The 23,460-nt window shown below is 67.4% G+C and carries 17 protein-coding genes; 7 read left to right on the top strand and 10 right to left on the bottom strand.

The genetic code is table 11. From position 1 onward, the window contains the following. The 3 genes from accC to AC1DW0_RS16115 all read left to right on the top strand — a co-directional run bounded on the left by accC (window position 1) and on the right by AC1DW0_RS16115 (window position 3,453). Complete coding sequence (gene accC / locus AC1DW0_RS16125; protein ID WP_056203555.1) at window positions 1–1,350, top strand: acetyl-CoA carboxylase biotin carboxylase subunit; 1,350 nt, start codon at window positions 1–3, stop codon at window positions 1,348–1,350. Next, window positions 1,347–2,243, top strand: a complete 897-nt coding sequence (gene prmA, locus AC1DW0_RS16120) for a 50S ribosomal protein L11 methyltransferase (RefSeq protein ID WP_056203552.1) — start codon at window positions 1,347–1,349, stop codon at window positions 2,241–2,243. Before accC ends, prmA begins: the two co-directional genes overlap by 4 nt. A gap of 79 nt (window positions 2,244–2,322) precedes the next feature. Further along, window positions 2,323–3,453, top strand: coding sequence for a zinc-ribbon and DUF3426 domain-containing protein (locus tag AC1DW0_RS16115; RefSeq protein ID WP_477946869.1), 1,131 nt, complete (start codon window positions 2,323–2,325; stop codon window positions 3,451–3,453). A gap of 387 nt (window positions 3,454–3,840) precedes the next feature. Here AC1DW0_RS16115 and AC1DW0_RS16110 read toward each other — a convergent pair whose 3' ends face one another. The 7 genes from AC1DW0_RS16110 to AC1DW0_RS16080 all read right to left on the bottom strand — a co-directional run bounded on the left by AC1DW0_RS16110 (window position 3,841) and on the right by AC1DW0_RS16080 (window position 13,468). Next, window positions 3,841–4,290: a histone gene (locus AC1DW0_RS16110; protein WP_457323809.1), complete on the bottom strand. Its 450-nt coding sequence runs from the start codon at window positions 4,288–4,290 to the stop codon at window positions 3,841–3,843. 209 nt (window positions 4,291–4,499) lie between these two features. After that, window positions 4,500–5,660, bottom strand: a complete 1,161-nt coding sequence (locus tag AC1DW0_RS16105) for a ribonucleotide-diphosphate reductase subunit beta (protein ID WP_457443147.1) — start codon at window positions 5,658–5,660, stop codon at window positions 4,500–4,502. A 156-nt stretch (window positions 5,661–5,816) separates the two neighbouring features. After that, window positions 5,817–8,732, bottom strand: coding sequence for a ribonucleoside-diphosphate reductase subunit alpha (locus tag AC1DW0_RS16100; protein WP_056203543.1), 2,916 nt, complete (start codon window positions 8,730–8,732; stop codon window positions 5,817–5,819). Between the two features lie 482 nt (window positions 8,733–9,214). Next, entirely contained in the window at window positions 9,215–10,663 is a 1,449-nt protein-coding gene (locus AC1DW0_RS16095) for a sigma-54-dependent transcriptional regulator (protein ID WP_457326055.1), read from the bottom strand. Beyond that, a complete protein-coding gene (locus AC1DW0_RS16090; protein ID WP_477946865.1) occupies window positions 10,660–12,342 on the bottom strand; it encodes a sensor histidine kinase in 1,683 nt (560 codons plus the stop codon). The genes AC1DW0_RS16095 and AC1DW0_RS16090 overlap by 4 nt, the downstream gene beginning before the upstream one ends. 2 nt (window positions 12,343–12,344) lie before the next feature. Next, window positions 12,345–12,587 carry a PP0621 family protein gene (locus tag AC1DW0_RS16085; protein ID WP_056203534.1) on the bottom strand — a complete coding sequence of 81 codons (243 nt, stop codon included), beginning with the start codon at window positions 12,585–12,587 and terminating at the stop codon, window positions 12,345–12,347. Next, window positions 12,584–13,468: a cytochrome C assembly family protein gene (locus tag AC1DW0_RS16080; protein WP_056203530.1), complete on the bottom strand. Its 885-nt coding sequence runs from the start codon at window positions 13,466–13,468 to the stop codon at window positions 12,584–12,586. Before AC1DW0_RS16080 ends, AC1DW0_RS16085 begins: the two co-directional genes overlap by 4 nt. A 324-nt stretch (window positions 13,469–13,792) precedes the next feature. Here AC1DW0_RS16080 and ffh point away from each other — a divergent pair, with 324 nt between their 5' ends. Both ffh and AC1DW0_RS16070 read left to right on the top strand, forming a co-directional pair. Then, on the top strand, window positions 13,793–15,172 hold the full coding sequence (ffh, locus tag AC1DW0_RS16075; RefSeq protein ID WP_457349941.1) for a signal recognition particle protein: 1,380 nt from the start codon (window positions 13,793–13,795) through the stop codon (window positions 15,170–15,172). Window positions 15,173–15,415: 243 nt separating this feature from the next. Further along, window positions 15,416–15,850, top strand: coding sequence for a hypothetical protein (locus tag AC1DW0_RS16070; RefSeq protein WP_457389041.1), 435 nt, complete (start codon window positions 15,416–15,418; stop codon window positions 15,848–15,850). Here AC1DW0_RS16070 and AC1DW0_RS16065 read toward each other — a convergent pair. Together AC1DW0_RS16065 and AC1DW0_RS16060 are read right to left on the bottom strand one after the other, a co-directional pair. Further along, window positions 15,847–16,458, bottom strand: a complete 612-nt coding sequence (locus AC1DW0_RS16065) for a LysE family translocator (RefSeq protein ID WP_477946862.1) — start codon at window positions 16,456–16,458, stop codon at window positions 15,847–15,849. The two genes, AC1DW0_RS16070 and AC1DW0_RS16065, sit on opposite strands and share 4 nt — an antisense overlap. Then, window positions 16,455–17,357: an NAD-dependent epimerase/dehydratase family protein gene (locus AC1DW0_RS16060; protein ID WP_457349947.1), complete on the bottom strand. Its 903-nt coding sequence runs from the start codon at window positions 17,355–17,357 to the stop codon at window positions 16,455–16,457. The genes AC1DW0_RS16065 and AC1DW0_RS16060 overlap by 4 nt, the downstream gene beginning before the upstream one ends. A gap of 101 nt (window positions 17,358–17,458) precedes the next feature. On the opposite strand from AC1DW0_RS16060, the gene AC1DW0_RS16055 reads away from it, so the two are divergent. Next, window positions 17,459–18,370, top strand: a complete 912-nt coding sequence (locus AC1DW0_RS16055) for a LysR substrate-binding domain-containing protein (RefSeq protein WP_457349949.1) — start codon at window positions 17,459–17,461, stop codon at window positions 18,368–18,370. Here the strand turns inward: AC1DW0_RS16055 and ftsY are convergent. Next, a complete protein-coding gene (ftsY, locus tag AC1DW0_RS16050; protein ID WP_457349951.1) occupies window positions 18,333–19,457 on the bottom strand; it encodes a signal recognition particle-docking protein FtsY in 1,125 nt (374 codons plus the stop codon). The two genes, AC1DW0_RS16055 and ftsY, sit on opposite strands and share 38 nt — an antisense overlap. Window positions 19,458–19,568: 111 nt before the next feature. On the opposite strand from ftsY, the gene AC1DW0_RS16045 reads away from it, so the two are divergent. After that, on the top strand, window positions 19,569–23,450 hold the full coding sequence (locus AC1DW0_RS16045) for a beta-galactosidase (protein ID WP_477946859.1): 3,882 nt from the start codon (window positions 19,569–19,571) through the stop codon (window positions 23,448–23,450). The last annotated feature ends 10 nt before the right edge of the window (window positions 23,451–23,460 follow it).

Raw genomic sequence — 23,460 nt, 5'->3', positions numbered from 1 at the left:
ATGTTTAAGAAGGTCCTTATTGCGAATCGCGGAGAGATCGCTCTGCGCATTCAACGAGCGTGCCGAGAACTCGGCATCAAGTCCGTCGTCGTCTATTCAGAAGCCGATCGCGACGCCAAATATGTGCGCCTCGCCGACGAGGCCGTCTGCATTGGCCCGGCGCCCTCGGCCCAGAGCTACCTCAGCATGCCGGCCATCATTGCGACGGCCGAGGTGACGGACGCTGAAGCCATCCACCCCGGGTACGGCTTCCTCAGCGAGAACGCCGACTTCGCCGAGCGCGTCGAGCGCAGCGGCTTTACCTTCATCGGCCCGACGCCTGAGTCCATCCGCCTGATGGGAGACAAGGTCTCGGCCAAGCAGGCCATGATCCGCGCCGGCGTGCCCTGCGTGCCCGGCTCCGAAGGCGCCCTGCCCGAGGACCCGAAGGAGATCATCAAGATCGCCCGATCGGTGGGCTACCCCGTCATCATCAAGGCGGCCGGCGGCGGCGGCGGGCGCGGCATGCGCGTCGTGCACACCGAGGCGGCCCTGGTGCACGCGGTGCAGACGACACGCGCCGAAGCGGGTGCGGCCTTCGGCAACCCCGAGGTCTACATGGAGAAGTTCCTGGAGAACCCACGCCATGTGGAGATCCAGATCCTCGCTGACACCTTCAAGAACGCCGTCTGGCTGGGTGAGCGCGACTGCTCCATGCAGCGCCGCCACCAGAAGATCATCGAGGAAGCGCCGGCACCCGGCATCCCACGTCGCAACATCGAGAAGGTGGGCGACCGCTGCGCGGCGGCCTGCAAGAAGATGGGCTACCGCGGCGCCGGCACCTTCGAGTTCCTGTACGAAAACGGCGAGTTCTACTTCATCGAGATGAACACGCGCGTCCAGGTGGAGCACCCGGTCACCGAGATGGTCACCGGCATCGACATCGTGCAGCAGCAGATCAAGATCGCAGCCGGCGAGAAGCTGCCGTTCACGCAGCGCCAGATCGAGATGCGCGGCCACGCCATCGAATGCCGCATCAACGCCGAAGACCCGGTCAAGTTCGTGCCCTCGCCCGGCCGCATCACGATGTGGCACGCGCCGGGCGGCCCCGGCGTGCGCGTGGACTCGCATGCCTACACGAACTACTTCGTGCCGCCCAACTACGACTCCATGATCGGCAAGATCATCGTCCACGGCGACACGCGTGAGCAGGCCCTGGCGCGCATGCGCATCGCGCTGAGCGAGACGGTCGTCGAAGGCATCCAGACCAACATCCCGCTGCACCGCGAGCTGATGGCCGACGCCAAGTTCATCGAAGGCGGCACATCCATCCATTACCTTGAAGGCTGGATGGCTGCCCACAAGCGATGAGCAACCTCTTCGAGTTGGCCCTGGTCTGCCACGAGGCCGACGTCGAGATCGTCAGCGATGCGCTGATGGAGATCGACGCTCTCGCGGTCTCGGTGGAGGATGCCGACGCAGACACCGAGGCTGAGCACGCCTTGTTCGGCGAACCCGGCATGCCGGCGCCCGCAGCCGGTTGGGAGCGCTCGGTCGTCAAGGCCCTCTTTCCCACCGAGCCCGAGGCCACCGAGGCGGCGACGCTGATCCTGGCCCAGGACTGGGCTACGGATGTGCATGTGCAAGCCATCCAGGCCGTGCCCGAGCAGGACTGGGTGCGCCTGACGCAAAGCCAGTTCGCGCCGGTCGAGATCACGCCCGAGTTCTGGATCGTGCCGAGCTGGCACGAGGCACCGCCGCAGGCCCAACGCGTCATGCGCCTGGACCCCGGGCTGGCCTTCGGTACAGGCACACATCCAACGACGCGCATGTGCCTGCGCTGGATCGCGACCCATTCCCAGCCCTGGATTCGCGTGCTGGACTATGGCTGTGGCTCCGGCATCCTTGCCATTGGCGCGGCCCTGCACGGCGCGCGTGACATCGACGCCGTCGACATTGACCCGGCTGCCGTCACTTCGTCGCGCGACAACGCGGCGGCCAATGGCGTCACGCTGAAACCCGGCCTGCCGGAGCTGGCCCGGGGCGAGTACCCGCTGGTCATGGCCAACATCCTGGCCACACCGCTGAAGCTGCTCGCACCACTGCTTTGCGCCCATGTCGCGCCCGGCGGCAACCTGATCCTGGCTGGCATCCTGAGCCGCCAGGCTGAGGAACTGAAGGCCGCCTACGCGCCCTGGCTGGCGCTTGAAGTCAGCGATGAAGAGGATGGCTGGATCCTGATGACGGCCCAGCGAGCGGCATGAGCACCGCACGGCCGCCCGAAGGTGCTCATTCCCGCTTGGCGGGAGTGAGCCCGGACTTGAGACGCCCTGAGGGCATCTCATGCCTGGCGAACGCCTGGCCGCTCCGTCGGCCAGGCAAGCGCGCAGCGCGAAGGGTGCACCCGTGAGCCTCGCGACGCGCTGCACGGCCTGCGGAACGATCTTCAGGATCGTCGAGGACCAGTTGCGCGTCTCCGATGGCTGGGTGCGCTGTGGCCGTTGCGCGGAGATCTTCGACGCCCGCGAACTGCTGTTCGACATCGAGCGGGACGCTCCACCGCCCTGGCCGCCACAGTATGCGCCGGCCACCGTGGTGCCGGAGCCCGAGCCCCTGCCACCGCCTCCCCCTCCGCCACCTCCGCCCCCGGTCTACACACCGCCAGCGGACTGGATGCCGCCCCCCGAACCCGAGCCCCGTGCCGAGGCCTTGCCTACCGGCTGGCCCTCCGAGTACGGTCGGCAGGAAGCCAGGCCCGAGCCTCATTGGGTGGGTGACGACCGTGCCAGCGAGCCGGTTGCCGCCCCCCCGCCCATGGTGGCGCGTGATGCCGGGCCGGAACCGTCGATGGCCGAGATGGCTCCCATCACGGCCGAGCCGGCGGAGCGGCCGGGCAAGCCCGCAAAGGTCGCCAAAGCCGCCAAGCCGCAGAAGCCCGGCAAGGCCGAGGCGCCCGGCAGACTCGTGCCCGAGTTCATGCGCAAGGCCGAGAACACCGCTCGCTGGAATCGCCCTGCCGTGCGTGTGGCCCTCGGCGTCGCATCCCTCTTGCTTGCCGCAATGCTGGCCCTGCAGGTGACGCTGCACTTTCGCGACGCCATTGCCGCCCTGCACCCGCCCCTGCGCGAGCCATTGAAGGCGCTGTGCAGCGCCGCTGGCTGCGAGGTCAAACCGTGGCGGCGCATCGAGGCGCTCAGCATCGAATCAACGGCGCTCAGCCCGGTGGGCGCCGGCAGCTACAAGCTCAATCTCGCGCTGCGCAACAAGATCAGCGTGGACGTCGCCGCGCCTTGGGTGGAATTGAGCTTGACCGATGCCAGCGGCGCGGCTTTCTCCCGCCGCGTGCTCGGTCCCGAAACCCTGACCCCGGTGCTGACGCAGGTCAATGCCGATTCTGAACAGGCCTTGAGCCTGGTGTTCGGAACGGGTGGCCAGAAGGTCAGCGGCTACAGCGTCAACATCTTCTACCCCTGAGAGCGTCGACTCCGACTGCCCATCAACGGCCACCCCGCACCGCGTCATGGCCTCGTTGCCGTCCCAATGGGAAAGGCGCAGAGCCCATGCGAGTCCCTGAGACTTGAGCGCTTCGACCAACGTCAGACGTCAGGCCGGAACACGCTGGCGTGCTGCGGGGAGAGAGGCAAGGGGTCTACGCCCGGAATTGACTTTAGGTCGGCAGATTCGCGGGCCCTGTAGGACCATGCCGCATCGCCCGGACAAGCCGTTAGCAGATGCATCCCGGCCCTGCGAACAGTGCGCCGGAAATAAAAAACCCGGCACCGAAAATTTCGGGCCGGGTTGCCTGCTTCGCCGGGATCCGGGTGGACGAACCACCCGGCGGCGAGTCAGCGGATCGCCTGGTTAGGGCTTGTTGCCGGTCGGGAAGGGCCAGGCAGCTTGCGGGCTCAGAGCCGTCTTGGCCGCAGGAGCGGTTGCAGCAGCGGCAGGCTTGGCAGCCGGGGCAGGCTTGGCGGCAGCCTTCTTCGGAGCTGCGGCCTTCTTGGCAGCAGGCTTCGCGGCGGGCTTGGCAGCGGCCTTCTTGGGCGCAGCAGCCTTCTTGGCAGGAGCGGCCTTCTTGGCGGGYGCAGCCTTCTTGGCCGGAGCGGCCTTCTTGGCGGGYGCAGCCTTCTTGGCCGGAGCGGCCTTCTTGGCGGGCGCAGCCTTCTTGGCCGGAGCGGCCTTCTTGGCGGGCGCAGCCTTCTTGGCCGGAGCGGCCTTCTTGGCCGGAGCGGCCTTCTTGGCGGGTGCAGCCTTCTTGGCCGGAGCGGCCTTCTTCGCTGCGGCCTTAGCCGGGGTCTTTGCAGTTGCCATGGTTTTCTCCTTGATCAAGTGGAAAAGTCACCGTCCCGCACGGACCGGTCCGTGCGGATACGGTTATTCACCGCCCGAGAGTCGCCCAGGAGGAGCGCCTCGATACGGTGAATGGGATCGCCATGCAGCCCCGCCACGTCTAGCGTGTTGATGCGGGTTTCGCTCGGTGACTGCATTGGCCAGGTCTTGATCTTGTTATGGCTGGGACTTCAGTCCCAGCTCAGTGCCCCGCCTGATTGGTACTCGATGACGCGCGTCTCGAAGAAGTTGCGTTCCTTCTTCAAGTCGATCATCTCGCTCATCCAGGGGAAGGGATTTTCTTCGTTAGGGAACAGGGCTTCGAGGCCGATCTGCACCGCACGGCGGTTGGCGATGAAGCGCAGATAGCCCTTGAACATCGATGCGTTGAGGCCCAGCACGCCGCGCGGCATGGTGTCCTCGGCGTAGCGGTATTCAAGTTCGACGGCCTTCATGAACAACGCCTTGATCTCGGCCTTGAACTCGGCCGTCCAGAGGTGCGGGTTCTCAAGCTTGATCTGGTTGATCAGGTCGATGCCGAAGTTGCAGTGCATCGACTCGTCGCGCAGGATGTACTGGTACTGCTCGGCAGCACCGGTCATCTTGTTCTGGCGGCCCATGGCGAGGATCTGCGTGAAGCCGACATAGAAGAACAGGCCTTCCATCAGGCAGGCGAAAACGATCAGGCTCTTCAGCAGCGTCTGGTCGGTCTCGGGCGTGCCGGTGTGGAAGTGCGGGTCCATGATCGCGCCGATGAAGGGGATCAGGAACTCGTCCTTGTCGCGGATGGACTGGACTTCGTTGTAGGCGTTGAAGATCTCGCTCTCATCCAGACCCAGCGACTCCACGATGTACTGGTAGGCGTGCGTGTGGATCGCTTCTTCGAACGCCTGGCGCAGCAGGAACTGGCGAGCCTCGGGTGCCGTGATGTGGCGGTAGGTGCCCAGCACGATGTTGTTCGCGGCCAGCGAGTCAGCAGTGACGAAGAAACCGAGGTTGCGCTTGATGATGCGGCGCTCGTCTTCGGTCAGGCCGTTGGGATCTTTCCAGAGCGCGATGTCGCGGCTCATGTTCACTTCCTGCGGCATCCAGTGGTTGGCGCAGGTGGCGAGGTACTTCTCCCAGGCCCATTTGTACTTGAAGGGCACCAGCTGGTTGACGTCGGTCTGGCCGTTGATGATGCGCTTGTCGGCAGCCTTCACGCGACGCGCGGTGGTTGGTTCGCCGGACAACTTGGGAGCAGGAGAGGAAGCGAGAGCAACTTCAGGCATCAGGGGTGCCGAAGGCAGTGCCGCGACAGGCTTCGCGGTGTGTGTGTCAGTGGACTTCAGGTCTTCGTCCCAATCCAGCATGGTGTGCTTCCTATCACTTCGAATTATCGGCAGTGCTTGTGCAAATCAACAAGAACTAGCTACAGCTATTTGCATCGTTCGCGCAAAGTTTGTTGCGCGAGGGCATCGAAACCGAGGCCTTCACTTGTATAGACAAGTGAAGGCCTCGCTCCGAATTTACTGACAGGCCTCGCAATCCGGATTGTCGATCGAGCAGAACTTCATGTCCGTCGCCGGCAGTTCGGGCTCGACGACGGCAACCGGCGCGACCGGTGCGGCGGCCATCGCTGCGGTGCTGTTGGACACCGCGTTGAGCTGGCCCGAGCGCGTCACCGTGCTCTTCTCGGCCTGCGTCGCGCTGGTCGTGCGCAGGTAGTAGGTCGTCTTCAGGCCGCGCTGCCAGGCGAGCTTGTAGGTCTCGTCGAGCTTCTTGCCCGACGCGCCGGCCATGTAGATGTTCAGGCTCTGCGCCTGGTCGATCCACTTCTGGCGGCGAGCACCGGCCTCGATCAGCCACACGGTGTCGACTTCAAAGGCCGTCGCGTAGAGCGCCTTGATCTCCTCCGGCACGCGGTCGATGCGACGCAGCGAGCCGTCGAAGTGCTTGAGGTCCATGACCATCACGTCGTCCCACAGGCCCAGCGCCTTCAGGTCGCGCACCAGCGATTCGTTGATGATGGTGAATTCGCCCGACAGGTTGGACTTGACCGACAGGTTGCCAAAGCACGGCTCGATGGAGGCGTCCACGCCGATGATGTTGGAGATGGTCGCCGTCGGCGCGATCGCCACGCAGTTGCTGTTGCGCATGCCGAAGCTGGCGATGCGGCCGCGCAGGGCGTCCCAGTCCATCGTGGTCGAGCGGTCGACGTCGACGTAGCCGCCGCGGGCCTCGGCCAGCAGGTCCAGCGAGTCGATCGGCAGGATGCCGCGATCCCACAGCGAGCCCTTGTAGGTGGAGTAGCGGCCGCGTTCCTCGGCCAGTTCGGTCGAGGCCCAGTAGGCGTGATAGCAGACGGCCTCCATCGAGCGATCGGCGAAGTCGACGGCAGCCTGCGAGGCGTAGGGAGTGCGCAGTTGGTACAGCGCGTCCTGGAAGCCCATGATTCCCAGGCCGACCGGGCGGTGGCGCAGGTTGGAGTCGCGCGCCTTCTTGACGGCGTAGTAGTTGATGTCGATGACGTTGTCGAGCATGCGCATCGCGGTGCGCGTCGTCTTCTTCAGCTTGGCCTGGTCGATCTGGCCATCCTTGATGTGCTGGGCCAGGTTGACGGAGCCGAGGTTGCAGACGGCGATCTCGCTGTCGTTGGTGTTCAGCGTGATCTCGGTGCACAGGTTGCTGGAGTGCACCACGCCGACGTGCTGCTGCGGGCTGCGCACATTGCAGGCGTCCTTGAACGTGATCCAGGGGTGGCCCGTCTCGAACAGCATCGACAGCATCTTGCGCCACAGGTCCTTGGCCGGCATGCGCTTGAAGAGCTTGATCTCGCCGCGGTCGGCCTTGGCCTCGTAGGCCGTGTAGGCCACTTCGAAAGGCTTGCCGAACAGGTCGTGCAGGTCCGGGCAGGTGCTGGGGCTGAACAGCGTCCAGTCACCGCCTTCGAGCACACGGCGCATGAACAGGTCGGGAATCCAGTTCGCCGTGTTCATGTCGTGCGTGCGGCGGCGGTCGTCGCCGGTGTTCTTGCGCAGGTCCAGGAACTCCTCGATGTCGAGGTGCCAGGTTTCCAGATAGGCGCAGACGGCGCCCTTGCGCTTGCCGCCCTGGTTCACGGCGACCGCCGTGTCGTTGACCACCTTCAGGAAGGGCACGACGCCCTGGCTCTTGCCGTTGGTGCCCTTGATGTGCGAGCCCAGCGCGCGCACCGGGGTCCAGTCATTGCCCAGGCCGCCGGCGAACTTGCTCAGCAGCGCGTTCTCCTTCAGCGCCTCGTAGATGCCGTCGAGGTCGTCGCTGACGGTGGTCAGGTAGCAGCTCGACAGCTGCGAGCGGCGCGTGCCGGCGTTGAACAGCGTCGGCGTGCTGGACATGAAGTCGAAGCTCGACAGCACTTCATAGAACTCGATGGCGCGGGCTTCGCGGTCGATCTCGCCCAGGGCCAGACCCATGGCCACGCGCATGAAGAAGGCCTGGGGCAGCTCGATGCGCTGCTCTTCGATGTGCAGGAAGTAGCGGTCGTACAGGGTCTGCAGGCCGAGGTAGTCGAACTGCAGGTCGCGCTCGGGCTTGAGCGCCGCACCCAGCTTGACCAGGTCGTACTGCTGCAGCTTCTCGTCCAGCAGTTCGGCCTTCACGCCCTTCTTGATATAGCCGGGGAAGTACTCGGCGTAGCGCTGGGTCATCTCACCCTGCAGCACCTCGCCACCGAGGATCTCGCGGCGGATCGTGTGCAGCAGCAGGCGCGCGGTGGCGCGGCTGTAGCCGGGGTCCTTCTCGATCAGCGTGCGCGCGGCCAGGATGGCGGCCTTGTAGACCTCGTCGATGGCGACGCCGTCGTACAGATTGCGCTGGGTCTCGGCCAGCACCGGATCAGGCTTGACGTCGGCGCCGAGGTTCTCGCAGGCCGACGCGATCAGCGACTTCAGCGCACCCAGGTCCAGCGGGCGGCGCTCGCCGCGGTCCACCACCATCACCACCGGCTCGGCGGCGCGCGTGGCCTCGCCCTGCGCGGCGCGCTCCTGCGTGCGGCGCTCGCGATACAGCACGTAGGCGCGGGCGACTTCATGGTTGCTGCTGCGCATCAGGCCCAGCTCGACCTGGTCCTGCACATCTTCAATATGGAAGGTACCGCCACTCGGGCGCGAGCGCAGCAGGGCGCGCACGACGTTCTGGGTCAGCTGCTCCACCGTCTCACGCACGCTGGCCGAGGCCGCGCCGCTGGTGCCATGCACGGCCAGGAAAGCCTTCATCAGCGCAACGGCGATCTTGCTCGGCTCGAACGAGACCACGGCGCCATTGCGGCGAATGATCTGGTAGGCCTGATAGCCGGACAACGCAGGGGCGCTGGGGGCGGTGGCGTCGGATCCAAACGCGACCGGGGACTGCGACGACAGCGAGGCGGAGGTGGCCTGGCCCGTGGCGGCTTCATGCAGCATGAGGGGATCCTTTATCGAGAAATGACGGGCAAATGCGCGGCATCAACCCGAAGGTCGGGCCAGCGCATCGTGCGGTGCTTCAGTGGGGTATTTCGTCCCTGCCGCTCCATTGCCAGGCCGGCGTTTCGGCTTGGTCCCCGGGCGCTTTGCTGCCGTGGCCAAGCCACTGCAAACAGCGAATCCGAGGGGATGGTCATGGGGTCGACTGGCTCAGCAGGATATCACGAAGGAACACTATATCTATGGCCCCCGCCGTCCTCAAGCACTACCGCTAGTGTCAAACCCTGGCCGCGATTTCTCTGGACAAATGCCCTGCGCGCGCCTTTGGCCGATCAGATCGGGGCTTGCAACCGGCAACCCGCATCAACACTGGGCTGGCGGGCCGAAGCGGGCCGCAAGGCCGCGCCAGCGCTGCGTCCGAGCAAGCGCTCTATAGCCTCGCCGCAGATTCAAGCAGGGCAAATCCCGAGAAGGTTTTTCTTTCAGCTGTCACCAGCCGAGATCGCAAGCCGCGCCATGCGGTAGCGGATCTGGCGCAGCGACAGCCCGAGGCTGGCTGCCGCGGCCGTGCGGTTGAAGCGGTGCAGCTCCAGCGCTCGCAGCAGAATGGCGCGCTCGACCTCGTCGAGATAGCGCGCCAGGTCCGACGGCAATTCCTCGGGCAGGGACACGCCCTCGGCCACTGGTGCCGCCCCAAGGGGGGTGTCCAGCGCGGCGAACTGCGACTCGCTGCGGTCCTCGTCCAGCAGCGTGTCGGGCAGGCCAAGATCGTCGGCGTCGATCCACTCACCGCCCGCCAGCGCCAGCGCGCGGTGCAGCAGGTTCTCGAGCTCGCGCACATTGCCGGGAAAGGCATAGCGCGACAGCGTCTGCAGCGCACCCACCGTCAGTCGCGGCGCTGGTGACACGCCAGCGTCCTGGGCGATGCGGGTCAGCACCCGGGTGCTGATCAGGCCCAGGTCCTCCAGGCGCTCGCGCAGCGGCGGCACGCGGATCTGGATGACGTTGAGGCGGTAGAACAAGTCCTGGCGGAAGCGCCCCGCCGCCACCTCGGCGGACAGATCCTTGTGCGTCGCGCTGAGGATGCGCACATTGATCGGCGTCTCGGCGGTGGCGCCGACCGGCCGCACCGAACGCTCCTGGATGACGCGCAGCAGCTTGCTTTGCATCGCCAGGGGCAGGTCGCCGATCTCATCGAGGAAGAGCGTGCCGCCATCCGCCGCCTGGAAGAAGCCCTCGCGGTCCTCGTTGGCACCGGTGAACGCGCCCTTGCGGTAGCCGAAGAACTCGGCCTCCAGCAAGTTCTCGGGAATGGCGCCGCAGTTGACGGCGATGAAGCCCTGCCCGGCGCGCACGCCGTGGTCGTGGATGGCCCGCGCCACCAGCTCCTTGCCGGTCCCGGATTCACCCTGCACCAGCACCGGCGCCATGCTGCGCGCCACCTTGTCGATCAGCGAGCGAACCGCGCGGATGGCCGGTGATTCACCCACCAAGCGCAGCGCCGACGCCGGCATTGCCACGCTTTTTTCTTGCGCCGCCGGGCTGGGATCGGGCGCCACGCGGCCCAGTGCCGAACCGACGACGAGGCGGAACTGGCGCAGGTCCACCGGCTTGGTCAGGTAGTCGTAGGCGCCGGCCTTCAAGGCCTCCACCGCGTTCTCGGCCGAGCCGAACGCCGTGATGACGATGGCCTTCTCGGGTCGGCCGGCCTGCTCCAGCCAGCGCAGCAATGCCAGGCCCGAGCCGTCGGGCAGCTTCATGTCGGTGATGACGGCGCTGTAGGTCTGGGCCTGCAGATGCGCCAGCGCCTCTGCCACCGTGCCCGCACTGTCGATCTCATAGCCTTCACGCAGCAACGTCAGCTCGTAGAGCGTGCGCAGATCGGGCTCGTCGTCGACGACCAGCAGGCGCGGGAGCGTGGCAGTAGTCATGCAGAGGATGCAGATGGGGGCGTGCGCAGTCGAACGCAGAACTCGTTGGCCGCCGCGTCAGTGGCGCGGCGGTAGTCGATGCGGGCGCCATGACGCTCGCACAGTTCACGGCAAATGTAGAGGCCCAGGCCCGAACCGCGGCTGCGTGTCGAGAAGAAAGGCTCGAACAGATGGCGCTCGATCTCATGCGGCACCGGCGCGCCCGCGCTGCGCACGACGAGGTCCAGCGCATCGCCGTGGCGGTCCAGCTCCGCCTGGATCGCGCCCGCGCCGGGCTCGGCATGGCGGTGCGCGTTGTCGAGCAGATTGACCAGGACGCGGCGCAGATGCTCGGCGTCGAACAGCCCCATCAGCCCAGGCGCGGCGATGTGCAGCCGGAAGCGACTCTGGGCACCGGGCTCGACGCCATTGACCTTGGCCCAGTCCTCACAGGTTTCCTGTACCAACAGGCTGACGTCCAGCGGCTGGGTGTCGGGCTGCATGCCGGGCGCCAGCTCGCTGACGTCGTCGACCAACCGCTTGAGCCTTTGCACATTGGAGGCGACCATCCTGGTCAACTGCTCGGCGCGCCCGCCGGCGACGTCCTCGGCCAGCAAGGCATTGGCCTGGGCGATGGCCGCCAGCGGGTTGCGAATCTCGTGAGCGATGCCGGCCGACACCCGCCCCATGGCGGCCAGTTTCTCCTGGCGGGTACGCGCCAGCAGCTCGCGGTTGTCCTCGACGAACAGCACGCACAGCTCCTCGCTGCCCTCGCGCTGGCGTGTGAAGCGCAGGCGCAGGCGCAGGCTGCGCGCGGCGCCGCTGTCCAGCGCCAGCGCCACGTCGACTTCCGCTCCCCCATCACCGGCGTTGCCGCCATAGGCTCGCTCCAATGCGAGCACCAGAGGCTGCCAGTCGGCCCGCCCGCGCAACTGCCAGCTCAGCTCTCCGCTGGCGGCGCCCAACAGGCTGCGCGCCGCCGGGTTCATCGCGCGGATGCGGCCACGCCGGTCGACGACGAGCACGCCCTCCTGCATCTCATCGATGACCAGGCGGTTCAGCAGCTCCTGCTGGCGGGCGAGCGCCAGGCTGCCGCGTGCAGCCTTCTCCTCGCGAGCGAGCCGCGCGCTGAGCTCACCGGCGAGCAGGCTCACGGCGAACAGGCCGCTGCCCACCAGGCCGGCCTGCGTCGTCTTCAGGCCCACGTCCAGGCCGGCCAGCAGCGACCAGGCGGCCGCACCGAGCAGGCCCAGCGTTGCCATCGCCGCTGTAGCCAGCGCCAGCATGCGCGGGCTCAGCACGGCCGCCATCAGCACCGGCATGACGAAGAGGGCGCCGTAGTTCACCCCACTCGGGTCCAGCGCATGCAGCACGCCGAACAGGATCAAGTCCACGCCGATGGCGCTCCACCAATGGGGGCTGCTGATGCGCGCCAGGCTGCGCGCCGAGGCGCCCCGCCGCAGCTGCGGCGCCAGCCACAGGGCCAGGGCCGCCATGGCATAGGACAGGCTCAGAGCCAGCGTCGAGCGCGCCGGCGTCGTGCCGAGAACGACGGAGATCAGTTGGGCCATCACCAGGGCCAGGCCCAGGGCTGCACGCGCCGACAGGAAGGCGCGGTAAAGACGCTCGAACGAAGCGCTGGCCTCGGCCGGCGGCTCCGCCGGCGGCTGCTCGACGAACCAGCTGCCGGCGCCGGCCACCGTCAGGCCTGCCCCTCGCGGGCCTCGAAGCTGGTGCGATGCGCCGAGCTGCAGAACACGCCACCCTTGCCCGGCAGCGCCTCATCGACGGGCAGATGCATGCCGCATTCGGCGCAGCGCAGCATGGCTTGCGGCGGCGCCGGCGGCTGAGGCTTGCGCGCCTCGGGTTCGCGCGGCCGGCCGCGCTTGATGCCCAGCACAAAGAACAGGCCCGCCAGCAGGGCCAGCAGCAGCAGGTATTTCATGCGCCGCCTCCGTTGACACCGCGCTGCAGGATGACCTCCAGCACGAAGCGCGAGCCGGCATAGGACAACAGCAGCAAGGCCGCGCCGGCGTAGAGCCAGCGCGTCGCACGCCGGCCGCGCCAGCCGTAGATGCGCCGCCCGACCAGCAGGCCGGTCAGCACCAGCCAGCCCAGCACGGCCAGCAGGTTCTTATGGTCCCAACGCCAATGCGGTGTGAACCACCATCCCAGCAGGATGGCCAGGGACAGCACGCCGACGCCGGCGGCCACGAACTGGAAGGTCAGGCGCTCAAGCCGCAGCAGCGGCAGCCCGGCCGGTGTCGACTGCTTGCGGCGCAGCTGCGCCTCGGCGCGGTTCATCAGCGCCGCATGCAGCACCGCCACGCCAAACAGGCCGTAGGACGCCAGGCCCAGCACCCAGTGCAACGGCGCCCAGGGCGACGCGGCCAGCGGCCGGCTCTCACCGGGGAAGCCCCAAGCCAGCAGCACGGCCGCCGCCGCCAGCCAGGCCAGCACGCGCCGCACGCTGTGCAGGGGCAGGAAGCGGCTTTCAACCAGATAGACCGTCAGCACCAGCCAGGTCGTCATCGACAGCGCCGGCGCGAAACCGAAGCGCGCACCCGGTTCGGCCAGGCCGTAGCCACTGATATCTATATAGAGGGCGGCGAACTGGGCCGTCCAGGCCAGGGCCATGGGCGGCACGGACCGCAGCGGCCGCCGCACGGAGGCATCGTCGCCGGCGCGCGCGCGCAGCAGGCCAACCCAGACATATCCCAGCAGCGCCAGCGCGCTGGCGACGGCCAATGCCGGCCCGGGGCCGAGGCTTTGGGCGCCGGCTGCGGCGTCTCCAGCATCGGCAAGAAGGGCGGGCGATAAACTCATGGCTGCAGTGTACTTTTGGCCTGCCGCCGTTCTGGCGGTCCAGGAGGCTGTCGGGCTTTGGGCGGGGTGCGCGCCGAGGCGAGTTGCGAGGCCAGGCTAGGCGTCGACGAGGCGTTGGGTGGGGCCCAGCAACGAGTCGGCAACGACGCATGGCCCCGCAAATCGCCTCGGCCCTTCGGGTTGGGTCTGCAAGGGGGCTGATGCGTTGTTGCTCCTCCTCGCGGGCACGAGCCCGCAGCGTCGTCGCGCCTAGCCTCAGCCCCCTTGCAGATCCAACGTGCACCCCGCCCAAAGCCCGACAGCCTCCTAGCCCACCTCCCCACCATGGCATCCAACCTCACCGACCGCCTGAGTCGCCTCGTCAAGACGATGCGCGGGCAGGCCCGCATCACCGAGAGCAACGTGCAGGACATGCTCCGCGAGGTGCGCATGGCCCTGCTGGAGGCCGACGTGGCCCTGCCGGTGGTGCGCGACTTCATTGCCCGCGTGAAGGAGAAGGCGCTCGGCCAGGAGGTCGTCGGCTCGCTGAACCCCGGCCAGGTGCTGGTCTCGGTCGTGCACAAGGAACTCGCCGCGACCATGGGCGAAGGCGTGGCCGACATCAACCTCGCCGCCCAGCCGCCCGCCGTCATCCTGATGGCCGGCCTGCAGGGCGCCGGCAAGACGACGACGACGGCCAAGCTCGCCAAGCACCTGATCGAGAAGCGCAAGAAGAAGGTGCTGACAGTCTCCGCCGACGTCTACCGCCCGGCAGCCATCGAGCAGTTGAAGACGGTGACCAGGCAGGCCGGCGCCGAATGGTTCGAGTCCACGCCCGAGCAAAAGCCTCGTGACATCGCGCTGGCCGCGCTGGACTACGCCAAGCGCCACTACATCGACGTGCTGCTGGTGGACACCGCCGGCCGCCTGGCCATCGATGAAGCGCTGATGGCCGAGATCAAGGACCTGCATGCGGTGCTGAACCCGGTCGAGACGCTGTTCGTCGTCGACGCCATGCAGGGCCAGGATGCGATCAACACCGCCAAGGCCTTCAAGGACGCTCTGCCGCTGACCGGCGTCGTGCTGACCAAGCTCGACGGCGACTCCCGCGGTGGTGCGGCGCTGTCGGTGCGCCAGATCACCGGTGCGCCGATCAAGTTCGCCGGCGTGTCCGAGAAGATCGACGGGCTGGAGGTCTTCGACGCCGACCGCCACGCCGGCCGCGTGCTGGGCATGGGCGACATCGTGGCCCTCGTCGAGCAGGTCACGGCCAACGTCGACATGGCCAGCGCCCAGGCGATGGCCGACAAGCTCAAGAGCGGCAGCGGCTTCGACCTGAATGACTTCCTGCAGCAGATCGCGCAGATGAAGAAGATGGGCGGCCTGGGCGGCCTGATGGACAAGCTGCCGCAGAACATGATGGGCAACAAGCAGCCCGGCCAGGCCGACATGGACCGCGCCGAGCGCGACATGAAGCGCATGGAAGGCATCCTGCGTTCCATGAGCGCCAAGGAGCGCTCACACCCGGCCCTCTTGATGGATGGCAAGAGCAAGGCCAGCCGCAAGCGCCGCATCGCCACCGGCGCCGGCGTGCAGATCCAGGACGTCAATCGCCTGCTGAATCAGTTCGACCAGATGCAGCAGATGATGAAGAAGATGAAGGGCGGCGGCCTGATGAAGATGATGAAGCGCATGGGCGGCATGAAGGGCCTGCCGGGGATGTAAACCCGCAGGCTTGCACTCTCGATCGTTCGTTCGATCCGCGCGCAGACAGCCTGTCGTCAGCAGGGACACAAGTCCACACACTTGGTCCCAAGGTCGAGGGACAACGGAGCATGGTCAAGAACCGGCGCGGCCGCTAGCGTCGCGCGCATGCTGAACCTTCACCTCCCAAGAGCCGTTGGCGCCTGGCTGAGCAACCTCACCGGGCAAGGCAGAGCGCCTCGCAAGGACGCCAGCGATACCGTGATGCAATGGCCGCCCACCGCTGCGCGGGTGCTGGTGAGCGCGGAGCGCCATGCCCACAAGTGCATCGCACAAGCCCTGGCACTGGAACACCCCAAGGGCTTCCTGCTGGCCCATGTGCCGCTGCACAAGCTGGTGCGGGTGCCGAAGCAATACTCCTACCGCGAGTGGCTGTCGCGCACGGGTTTGCTGACCGTCGACTTCGCGCTTTGCGACGAACACGGCTATGCGCGCTCCGTCGTTCTGCTGCCCGTTGCCGACGAGCCTCGCCATTCCAGAAAACGGGATCGCCTGTTGCGCGTGCTGGGCGCCACCGAGCTGGCGGTCACACCGTGGAACCGGGAATGGCAGAACGAGTCCAGCGACCGGCTGCGTGACACGCTGTTCCCCAAGCCGCGCGCATCCGGCTACTACGCCGATACGCCACACGCGCATTAGCCGAGCATCACCAGGGCCGCGCAGCCCAGCAAGCCCAGACCGCCGAGGCGGTTCAACCAGGGCCCGGCGGGCATGCGGGCACGACGGCGCAGCAGGACGGCACCTGCGATCAGCAGCGCGAACCAGCCGATGTTGATCAGCTCGAACAGCAGGCCCAGGTGCATGAAGCCGCCCAGCCAGTCGGTGTTGTCAATCGTCAGGAAGAGCGGAAAGAAGGCGCCGAAGAACAGGATGGGCTTGGGGTTGAGCAGCGTCAGCAGCAGGGCCGGACCGAAAGCGCCGCTGGCCTTCCCGCTGAATTTCTCCTCCATGGTGGCAGGCGCCGCAGCGCTGCGCAGCATGGTCAGCCCAAGCCATGCGACGTACAGCGCGCCGACCATCCGCAACGCCACCAACGCCGCCGGCCATTGCTGCAGGAGGCTGCCCAGCCCCAAGCCAGCCGCCATGATCAGCAACAGATCGCCGGCCACCAGGCCGCCAACGGCCAGCATGGCGCGAGGCACCGCCGTGCGCACCTGGCCGAGCACATAGAGCGTCGCCGGCCCCGGCACGACGATGACGAGCAAGGCTGCCAGCAGGAAGGCGCCAAGGTGTTGGACGCCGTTCATGCGCCCACCCCTTCACCAGCCAGCGCTGCTGCGTGCGTGTCGATGAGGGCATCCAGCCAGTCGTCCAGGGGATCAAACAGCCAGCCCAGCGCCGTCGCGCGACCGGTGTCCAGCGCGTGAAGCGCGGCGTAGTCGAAAGGGCTCGCACCGGCACCAGCTTTCGGCGTCATCAGCGCCTCGCGCCCCAATCTTGTCGCGATACGCGCATGCAGTTGTGGCGCCGTCAGCGTGCCGCGGCTCGCGACGTTGAGCGGGCCGAGAAAGTCCTGGCGGCCAGCCCAGACCAACAGCGCCACCACGCCAGGCACATCGATGAAGGAGGTCGCGCCCGGCACCGCCGCATGCAGCAGCGGTTCGCCACGGAGGACCCGCTCGACATAGCCGCGCAGCCGGCCGGTGAAATCCTCCGCGCCGCCCAGCACGTGGGCCAGCCGAAGCGTCGCGACCGGCAGCTCCCGAGCCCTCAGCAGCTGGACCTCGGCGCGACGCTTGCCGTCGCCATAGGCCGTCGGCGGCTTGTCCACGGACCGCGCCAGGTCGAGATCCTCCTCTCGATAGGCGCGCGCCAGCTGGCCATGCCGCGCGTCATAGACCTCGAGCGTCGACGTCATCAGGTAGCGGCCGACCTTGCCGGTGAACAGGCGTGCGGCGAGTGCGGCTTCATCCGGGCCGTAGCACATCTGGTCGTAGACGACGTCAAAGCGCGCATCGCTGAACGCAGCCTGCATCGCCGTCGCGTCGCCGCGGTCCACCGCGATGCGGCGCACGCGCATGCCGAAGGGATCGGGCGTGCGGCCGCGCGTCGCGATCGTCACGCGGTTGCCAGCAGCGAGCAAGGCCTCAACAAGAGGAATGCCGAAAAATCGGGTTCCGCCGATGACCAGGATTTCTTGACTCATGACTCGTCCGTGGAGTGATGGCCAGCAGTCTTCCCCTGCGGGGCGAGAAGCGAAACCGAGATTTAGCTATCCTGAGGATCAGGAAAACTTGCCCTCGCTCCATGCCCAAGCCTTTTGCCAGCCTGTCCGGCCTGCTCGACTTCGAAGCGGCCGCCCGCCACGATGGCTTTCGCTCGGCAGCGGCCGAGCTGCACAAGACGCCGGCAGCGTTGAGCCAGCAGATCAAGCTGCTGGAGCAGTCCCTGGGCCTGGCCCTGTTCGTGCGCCACGCGCGCCATGTCGCCATCACGCCGGCCGGGCGCGCGCTGGCCGCGAGCGTCACGCGCATGGTGGGCGAACTGCGCGAGCAGGTGCTGGCGCTGCGCGAGACGCAGGACCCGCACACCGTGCGTGTATCCAGCACGCATTCGCTGACGATGAAGCTCCTGGTTCCGCGGCTGCATGCGTTCACCGCGACCCATCCGGCGGTCGACGTGCGCGTGCAGGCCAGCGACCAGCTCGCCGACCTCGACGGTGGGGGCTGCGACATCGCGCTGCGCTACCAGGCCCTCGACAAGATGGGTGAGCCGCCGCTGTACGCCGAGCAGCAGGTCGTCGCCTACAGCCCTGCCCTCACGCCCAAGCCGGCGCCACTGGCCGAGTTGCTGCGCCAGCCGCTGCTGCACGAGGAAGGGGGGCTGCAGGCCTGGCAGCGCCTGCTGTCGCGCGAGGGGCTGGCCGCGCGGCGGCATCTCGATTTCTCACGCAGCTACAGCCATGGCGGGCTGCTGGTGCAGGCTGCGGTGGCCGGGCTGGGCGTGGGCCTTGTGCCGTTCGCGCTTGCGGCCGAGGACCTGGCCCAGGGCCGCCTGGTGCTCGCCAACTGCGCGCCGCTGGCTTCGGCCTATGGCTACCGGTTGCTGCGTGGTGCGGCCCGCGTCGGCGCGCCGGCCGTCGACGCGTTCGAGGCCTGGATTCGCACCGAGTTCGGGCGGCTTACTCCAGCAAGGCCCGCGCGAACTCGCGCGCGCTGAAGGTCTCGAGGTCTTCCAGCTTCTCGCCCACGCCGATGAAATAGACCGGCACAGGCCGCTCGCGCGCTATTGCCGCCAGCACGCCACCCTTGGCGGTGCCGTCGAGCTTGGTGACGATGAGCCCGGTGAGGCCCAGCGTTTCGTCAAAGGCCTTGACCTGGTTCAGCGCGTTCTGGCCGGTGTTGCCGTCCACCACCAGCAGCACCTCATGAGGCGCACCTTCCTGGGCCTTGTTGATGACGCGCTTGATCTTCTTCAGCTCTTCCATCAGGTGGAGCTGCGTCGGCAGGCGGCCGGCGGTGTCGGCGATGACGACATCGGCACCACGCGCGCGTCCGGCATTGACGGCGTCGAAGGACACGGCCGCGGGGTCGCCGCCCTCCTGGCTGACGATCTCGACCTTGGCGCGGTCGGCCCACACGCCCAACTGCTCGCGCGCCGCGGCGCGGAAGGTGTCGGCAGCCGCCAGCAGCACCTTCTGGTCGGCTTCGGCAAGATGGCGGGTCAGCTTGCCGATGCTGGTCGTCTTGCCGGCGCCATTGACGCCCACGACCATCATGACAGTGGGCGTGTGACGGCCAACTTCCAGGCCCCTTTCCAGCGGCGACAGCAACTCGGTGAGCGCGTCGATCAGCAGACCACGCACGGCCTGCGGGTCGCTGGCCCGGGCGTCCTTCACGCGACGCTTCAGGTCATCGAGCAGGAACTGCGTGGCCTTGACGCCGGCATCGGCCATCAACAGGGCTTCTTCCAGCTCCTCGTAAAGCTGGTCGTCGATCTGGGTGCCGGTGAAGACGCCGGCGATGCTGCCGCCCGTCTTGCGCAGGCCGGCACGCAGCCGCTCCATCCAGCTCTGGCGCGGCGCAGCGGCGGGTTCGGGCGCCCTCGGCGGCAGGGCGACGGACAGCGCGGGAGTCGGCGCGGCGGGAACGGGTGCTTGGGGCGCGGCGACCGGTGGTGCAACTGGCTCGGGAGCGGCGGGCGGAGGTGGCGGGCTGGCGGGCTTGGTGACCCAGCCCTCGGGCAGCAGGGTGGGCGCCTCGTCGGGCACCGGCGCCGGCGCCGTCTTCTTGAAGAAACTGAACATGGGGGCATTCTCGCCGGCCCAGGCGAAGGCCCCTTTCTCGCACGCGCTTGATTTTTTGGCGCCGGTGAACCGGGTGACACTGAATCAGGCTCCCCGCACTCCCGGTCCGCTATGCACGCTGCCTTGCCGTTTGCTCCGTCGCCCCGCTCCGCCAGCTGGTGGGCCGCGCTGTTGCTGTGCGGGGCGATCCAGGCGCAGGACCTGCCGGGCCAGCAGGCGCCCACCGCCGTCAGCACGCCGGCGCAAGCGACGTCCCCGGTGGCAAAAAGCGAGCGAACCTATCTGATGTCGGCCTTCATGGCCACGTCGCAAAACACGCTGAGCCTGTTCAGTTCCAACGACGGCGTCAACTTCACCTCGCTGGGCTCGGAGGTCTACACGCCGGCCAGGGAGCTGCTGCGCGACCCGTCCATCATCCGCGCGGCGGACGGGCTGTACTACATCGCCTACACAACCAACTGGAGCGGCTCCACCTTCGGCATCGCCAAGTCGGCCGACCTGAAGAACTGGACACACGTTGCCGACGTGCCGGTGACGCTGCCGGGCGTCTCGAATGTCTGGGCGCCGGAATGGTTCCGCGACAGCGACGGCAGCTTGAAGCTGGTCATGAGCCTGTCCAAGACCGGCACGCAAGGTCCGTTCGGTGCCTATACCGTGAAGGCGCTTGACGCCAGCTTCACGAAGTTCGCCGACCCCGTGCTCATGCAGGGGCTGGAGAAGAACTACATCGACACCTTCGTCATCCAGCACGAGGGCCGCTACGTCGCCTTCACGAAGAACGAGACGACCAAGTTCATCGAACTGGCCACCGCGCCGTCGCTGGACGGACCGTGGACCTTCCAGAAGACCGGCGACTGGGCCGGCTGGGGCGGCCCGTCGGAAGGCCAGGCGCTGGTACCCATCAAGGGCGGCTGGCGCATCTACTTCGACGACTACACGACCAAGCGGTACTGGTACTCCGACAGCTTCGACGGCCTGCAGACCTGGACGGCCAAGAAGGAGCTGGGCGGCGTGTCGGGCACCGTGCGCCACTTCACGGTCATCTCCGAAGAGACCGCGCAACTGGAGCGTGCAACGGCACCCAAGGCCAAGCCCAAGGCCATCGCCTGGGACCGCCACTCGCTCATCATCGACGGCCATCGCGAAATGATCTTCGCGGGCGAGTTCCACCCCTTCCGCCTGCCCTCGCCCAGCCTGTGGCACGACGTACTGCAGAAGATGAAGGCGTCGGGCCTCAACGCCGTGTCGCTCTACTTCAGCTGGGGCTATCACTCGGCCAAGCCGGGCCACTACGACTTCACCGGCGTGCGCAACATCGAGCGCGCCATCCAGATGGCCGAGGAGGAAGGCCTCTACGTCATCGCCCGCATGGGGCCTTATGTGAACGCCGAGCTGACGGCCGGCGGCTTCCCGGGTTGGCTGCTGCGCCAGCGCGCCGAGGCCCGCACCGACGCGGCCGAGTACCAGGCCGCAGCGGATGAATGGATGACGCAGATCAACGCCATCCTGGCCCGCCACCAGATCACCAACGGCGGCGGCACCGTCATCGCCTATCAGTTGGAAAACGAGCTGTTCGCGGTGAACCCCAAGAACATCCGCCACATGCAGCACCTGGCGGACAAGGCGCGCGCCGACGGCATCACCGTGCCGCTGTTCCACAACGCCGCCTCACGGCTGCCGGACTGGACGCCCAAGAACTCGACCGCGCCGTTCGCCAACCCCGGCCCGACCGACCTCTACGCTTTTGACGGCTATCCCGGCGGCGTCTGCGGTGTGGACGCCCAACCCGGCACGCCGGCACCGGCGCCGGACTGGGGCATCTACGGCAAGAACTTCCCCAAGGTCGGCTCGCTGGCCTCCCCCAACACGCCGGGCTTCGTCGCCGAGATCGGCGCAGGCTGGTTCGACTACTGGGGCTCTAACGGCACCTACGAGTGCACCGCCCAGCGCCAGGGACCGGGCTACCAGCGCGTGTTCTACGGTAGCAGCCTCATCAACGCGCTGACCATCCATTCCATCTACATGGCCTATGGTGGCACCAGCTGGGGCTGGCAGCCGGGGCCCATCGTCTACACCAGCTACGACTACGGCTCGCCCATCAGCGAGGCCCGCGTCATGCGCGACAAGGCGCTGGTGCTCAAGCAGATGGGCGGCTTCGTGCAGGCGGCCACGCCCGTGCTGGCGCAGATGGACAAGGGCGAGCCTCTTGATTCGGGCAATGCCAAGGTCAGGCTTTATCACAACGTCAATCAGGCGCTGGGCAGCCATGTGCTGCTGGCTCAGCACAACGCGCTGACAGGAACTGAGGCGTTCAGCTTCAAGCTGCAAACGCGTGACGGCAGCTACCAGGTGCCGCAGGCCGGTAAGCTGACGCTGACCGGCCAGGACGCCAAGATGCTGCTGGCCAGCTACGCACTGGAACACCAGCACCTGGTCTACAGCACGAGCGAGCTGCAGGCGCAGTTGCAGCAAGGCGCCCGTGATGTGGCGCTGTTCTACGGCCGCAACGGCGACGACGGCGAGACCGTGCTGCGCTATGCCGCCAGGCCGACCGTGAAGCTGCTGCGCGGCCAGGCCCAGGTGAACTGGGATGCCAAGCGCGGCGACCTGCGGCTGAACTACCAGCACACCGGCCTCATCGAAGTGCTGATCAGCGGCGCCGGGCGTGCCCCCTTGCTGCTGCTGATCGCTGACGAAAAGACGGGCCAGGAGTTCTGGCGCCTGCAAGCGGTGCTGGTGCGCAGCCCGGCCCTCGTCCGCACGGCGACCGTAGACGGCAAGACATTGAAGTTGAGCGGCGACACGACCGCGCCCAGCGCGCTGCGCGCCTGGGTGCCCGATGACATCACCGGCTTGAGCTTCAATGGCCAACCCATCGCCACTTCGGCACAAGACTTCAGCCTCGCCGCCCGCACCGCCCTGCCTGGCCCGGATGCGATCAAGCTGCCTGACCTGACGCAGCAAGCATGGACGCGCCGCTTCGACTCCCTCGAAGCCACTCCCGGCTTCGACGACAGCGCCTGGCGCAAGGCCGACGCGGGCGCCTCGGCCGCCAACGTCTACACCGCGCCCGACAAGGGCCAGCCCGTGCTGGCGATGAGCGACTACGGCTTCCACCACGGCGACGTCTGGTACCGCGGCCGCTTCACGACGAGCGACACCAAGCCGCTACAGCTCGAACTCTTCTTTGGCGCGGGCGGCGCCGGGATGATCCAGGTCTGGCTGGATGGGCGCTTCCTCGGCCAGCAGGAGAACGACACCGGCCGACCCTTCCCCGAGACGACCGATACCTTCAAGCAACTTCTGAAAGACCTGCCGCCCGGCGAGCACGCGCTGGCGGTCGTGGTGCGCAACAACTCGCACAACTGGGACCTGTTCGCTGACGATGCGCACAAGGAAGGCCGCGGTCTCCTCGCCGCGTCGCTGGCGACCAAGGGCGGCCAGCGCTTCGGCGTTCCCATCGCCTGGAAGATCCAGGGCAACAAGGGCGGTGAGGACATCGCCGACCTCGTGCGCGGCCCGATGAACAGCGGCGGCCTGCACGGCGAGCGCATGGGCTGGCATCTGCCCGTTGACCCGACCAAGCCCCAGCCCGGCTGGGAGGCTACGACCGTGAGCGCCGCGCCGCCAGCGCCGGGCAGCTACTGGCTGCGCACCAACTTCAAGCTGGACCTGCCGGCCGGCCACGATGTGCAGCTCGGGCTGGCCTTTGGCGACACGACCAAGCCACGTTCCGAGGTCGAGAACCGCGCGCTGATCTTCGTCAACGGCTGGAATATGGGCCAGTTCATCGCCCATATCGGCCCGCAGCGCGTCTTCGTGCTGCCGCCCGGCATCCTGAACCCGAACGGCGAGAACACGTTGACATTGGCCGTCACCACCGACGGCCAGCCGGCCAACGCACTGGAGGCCGTGCGCCTGGTGCCGCTGGCCGTCGCCCGCGGCGGCGTACCGTTGGAGCCGGTGCCCCAACCGCGCAACCTGCAGCGTTGAATTCACATCG

It is taken from the genome of Roseateles sp. P4_D2, from assembly GCF_056401875.1.
Note: the sequence above shows the minus strand (reverse complement) of the source record. Positions and strands in the feature narration are given on the sequence as shown.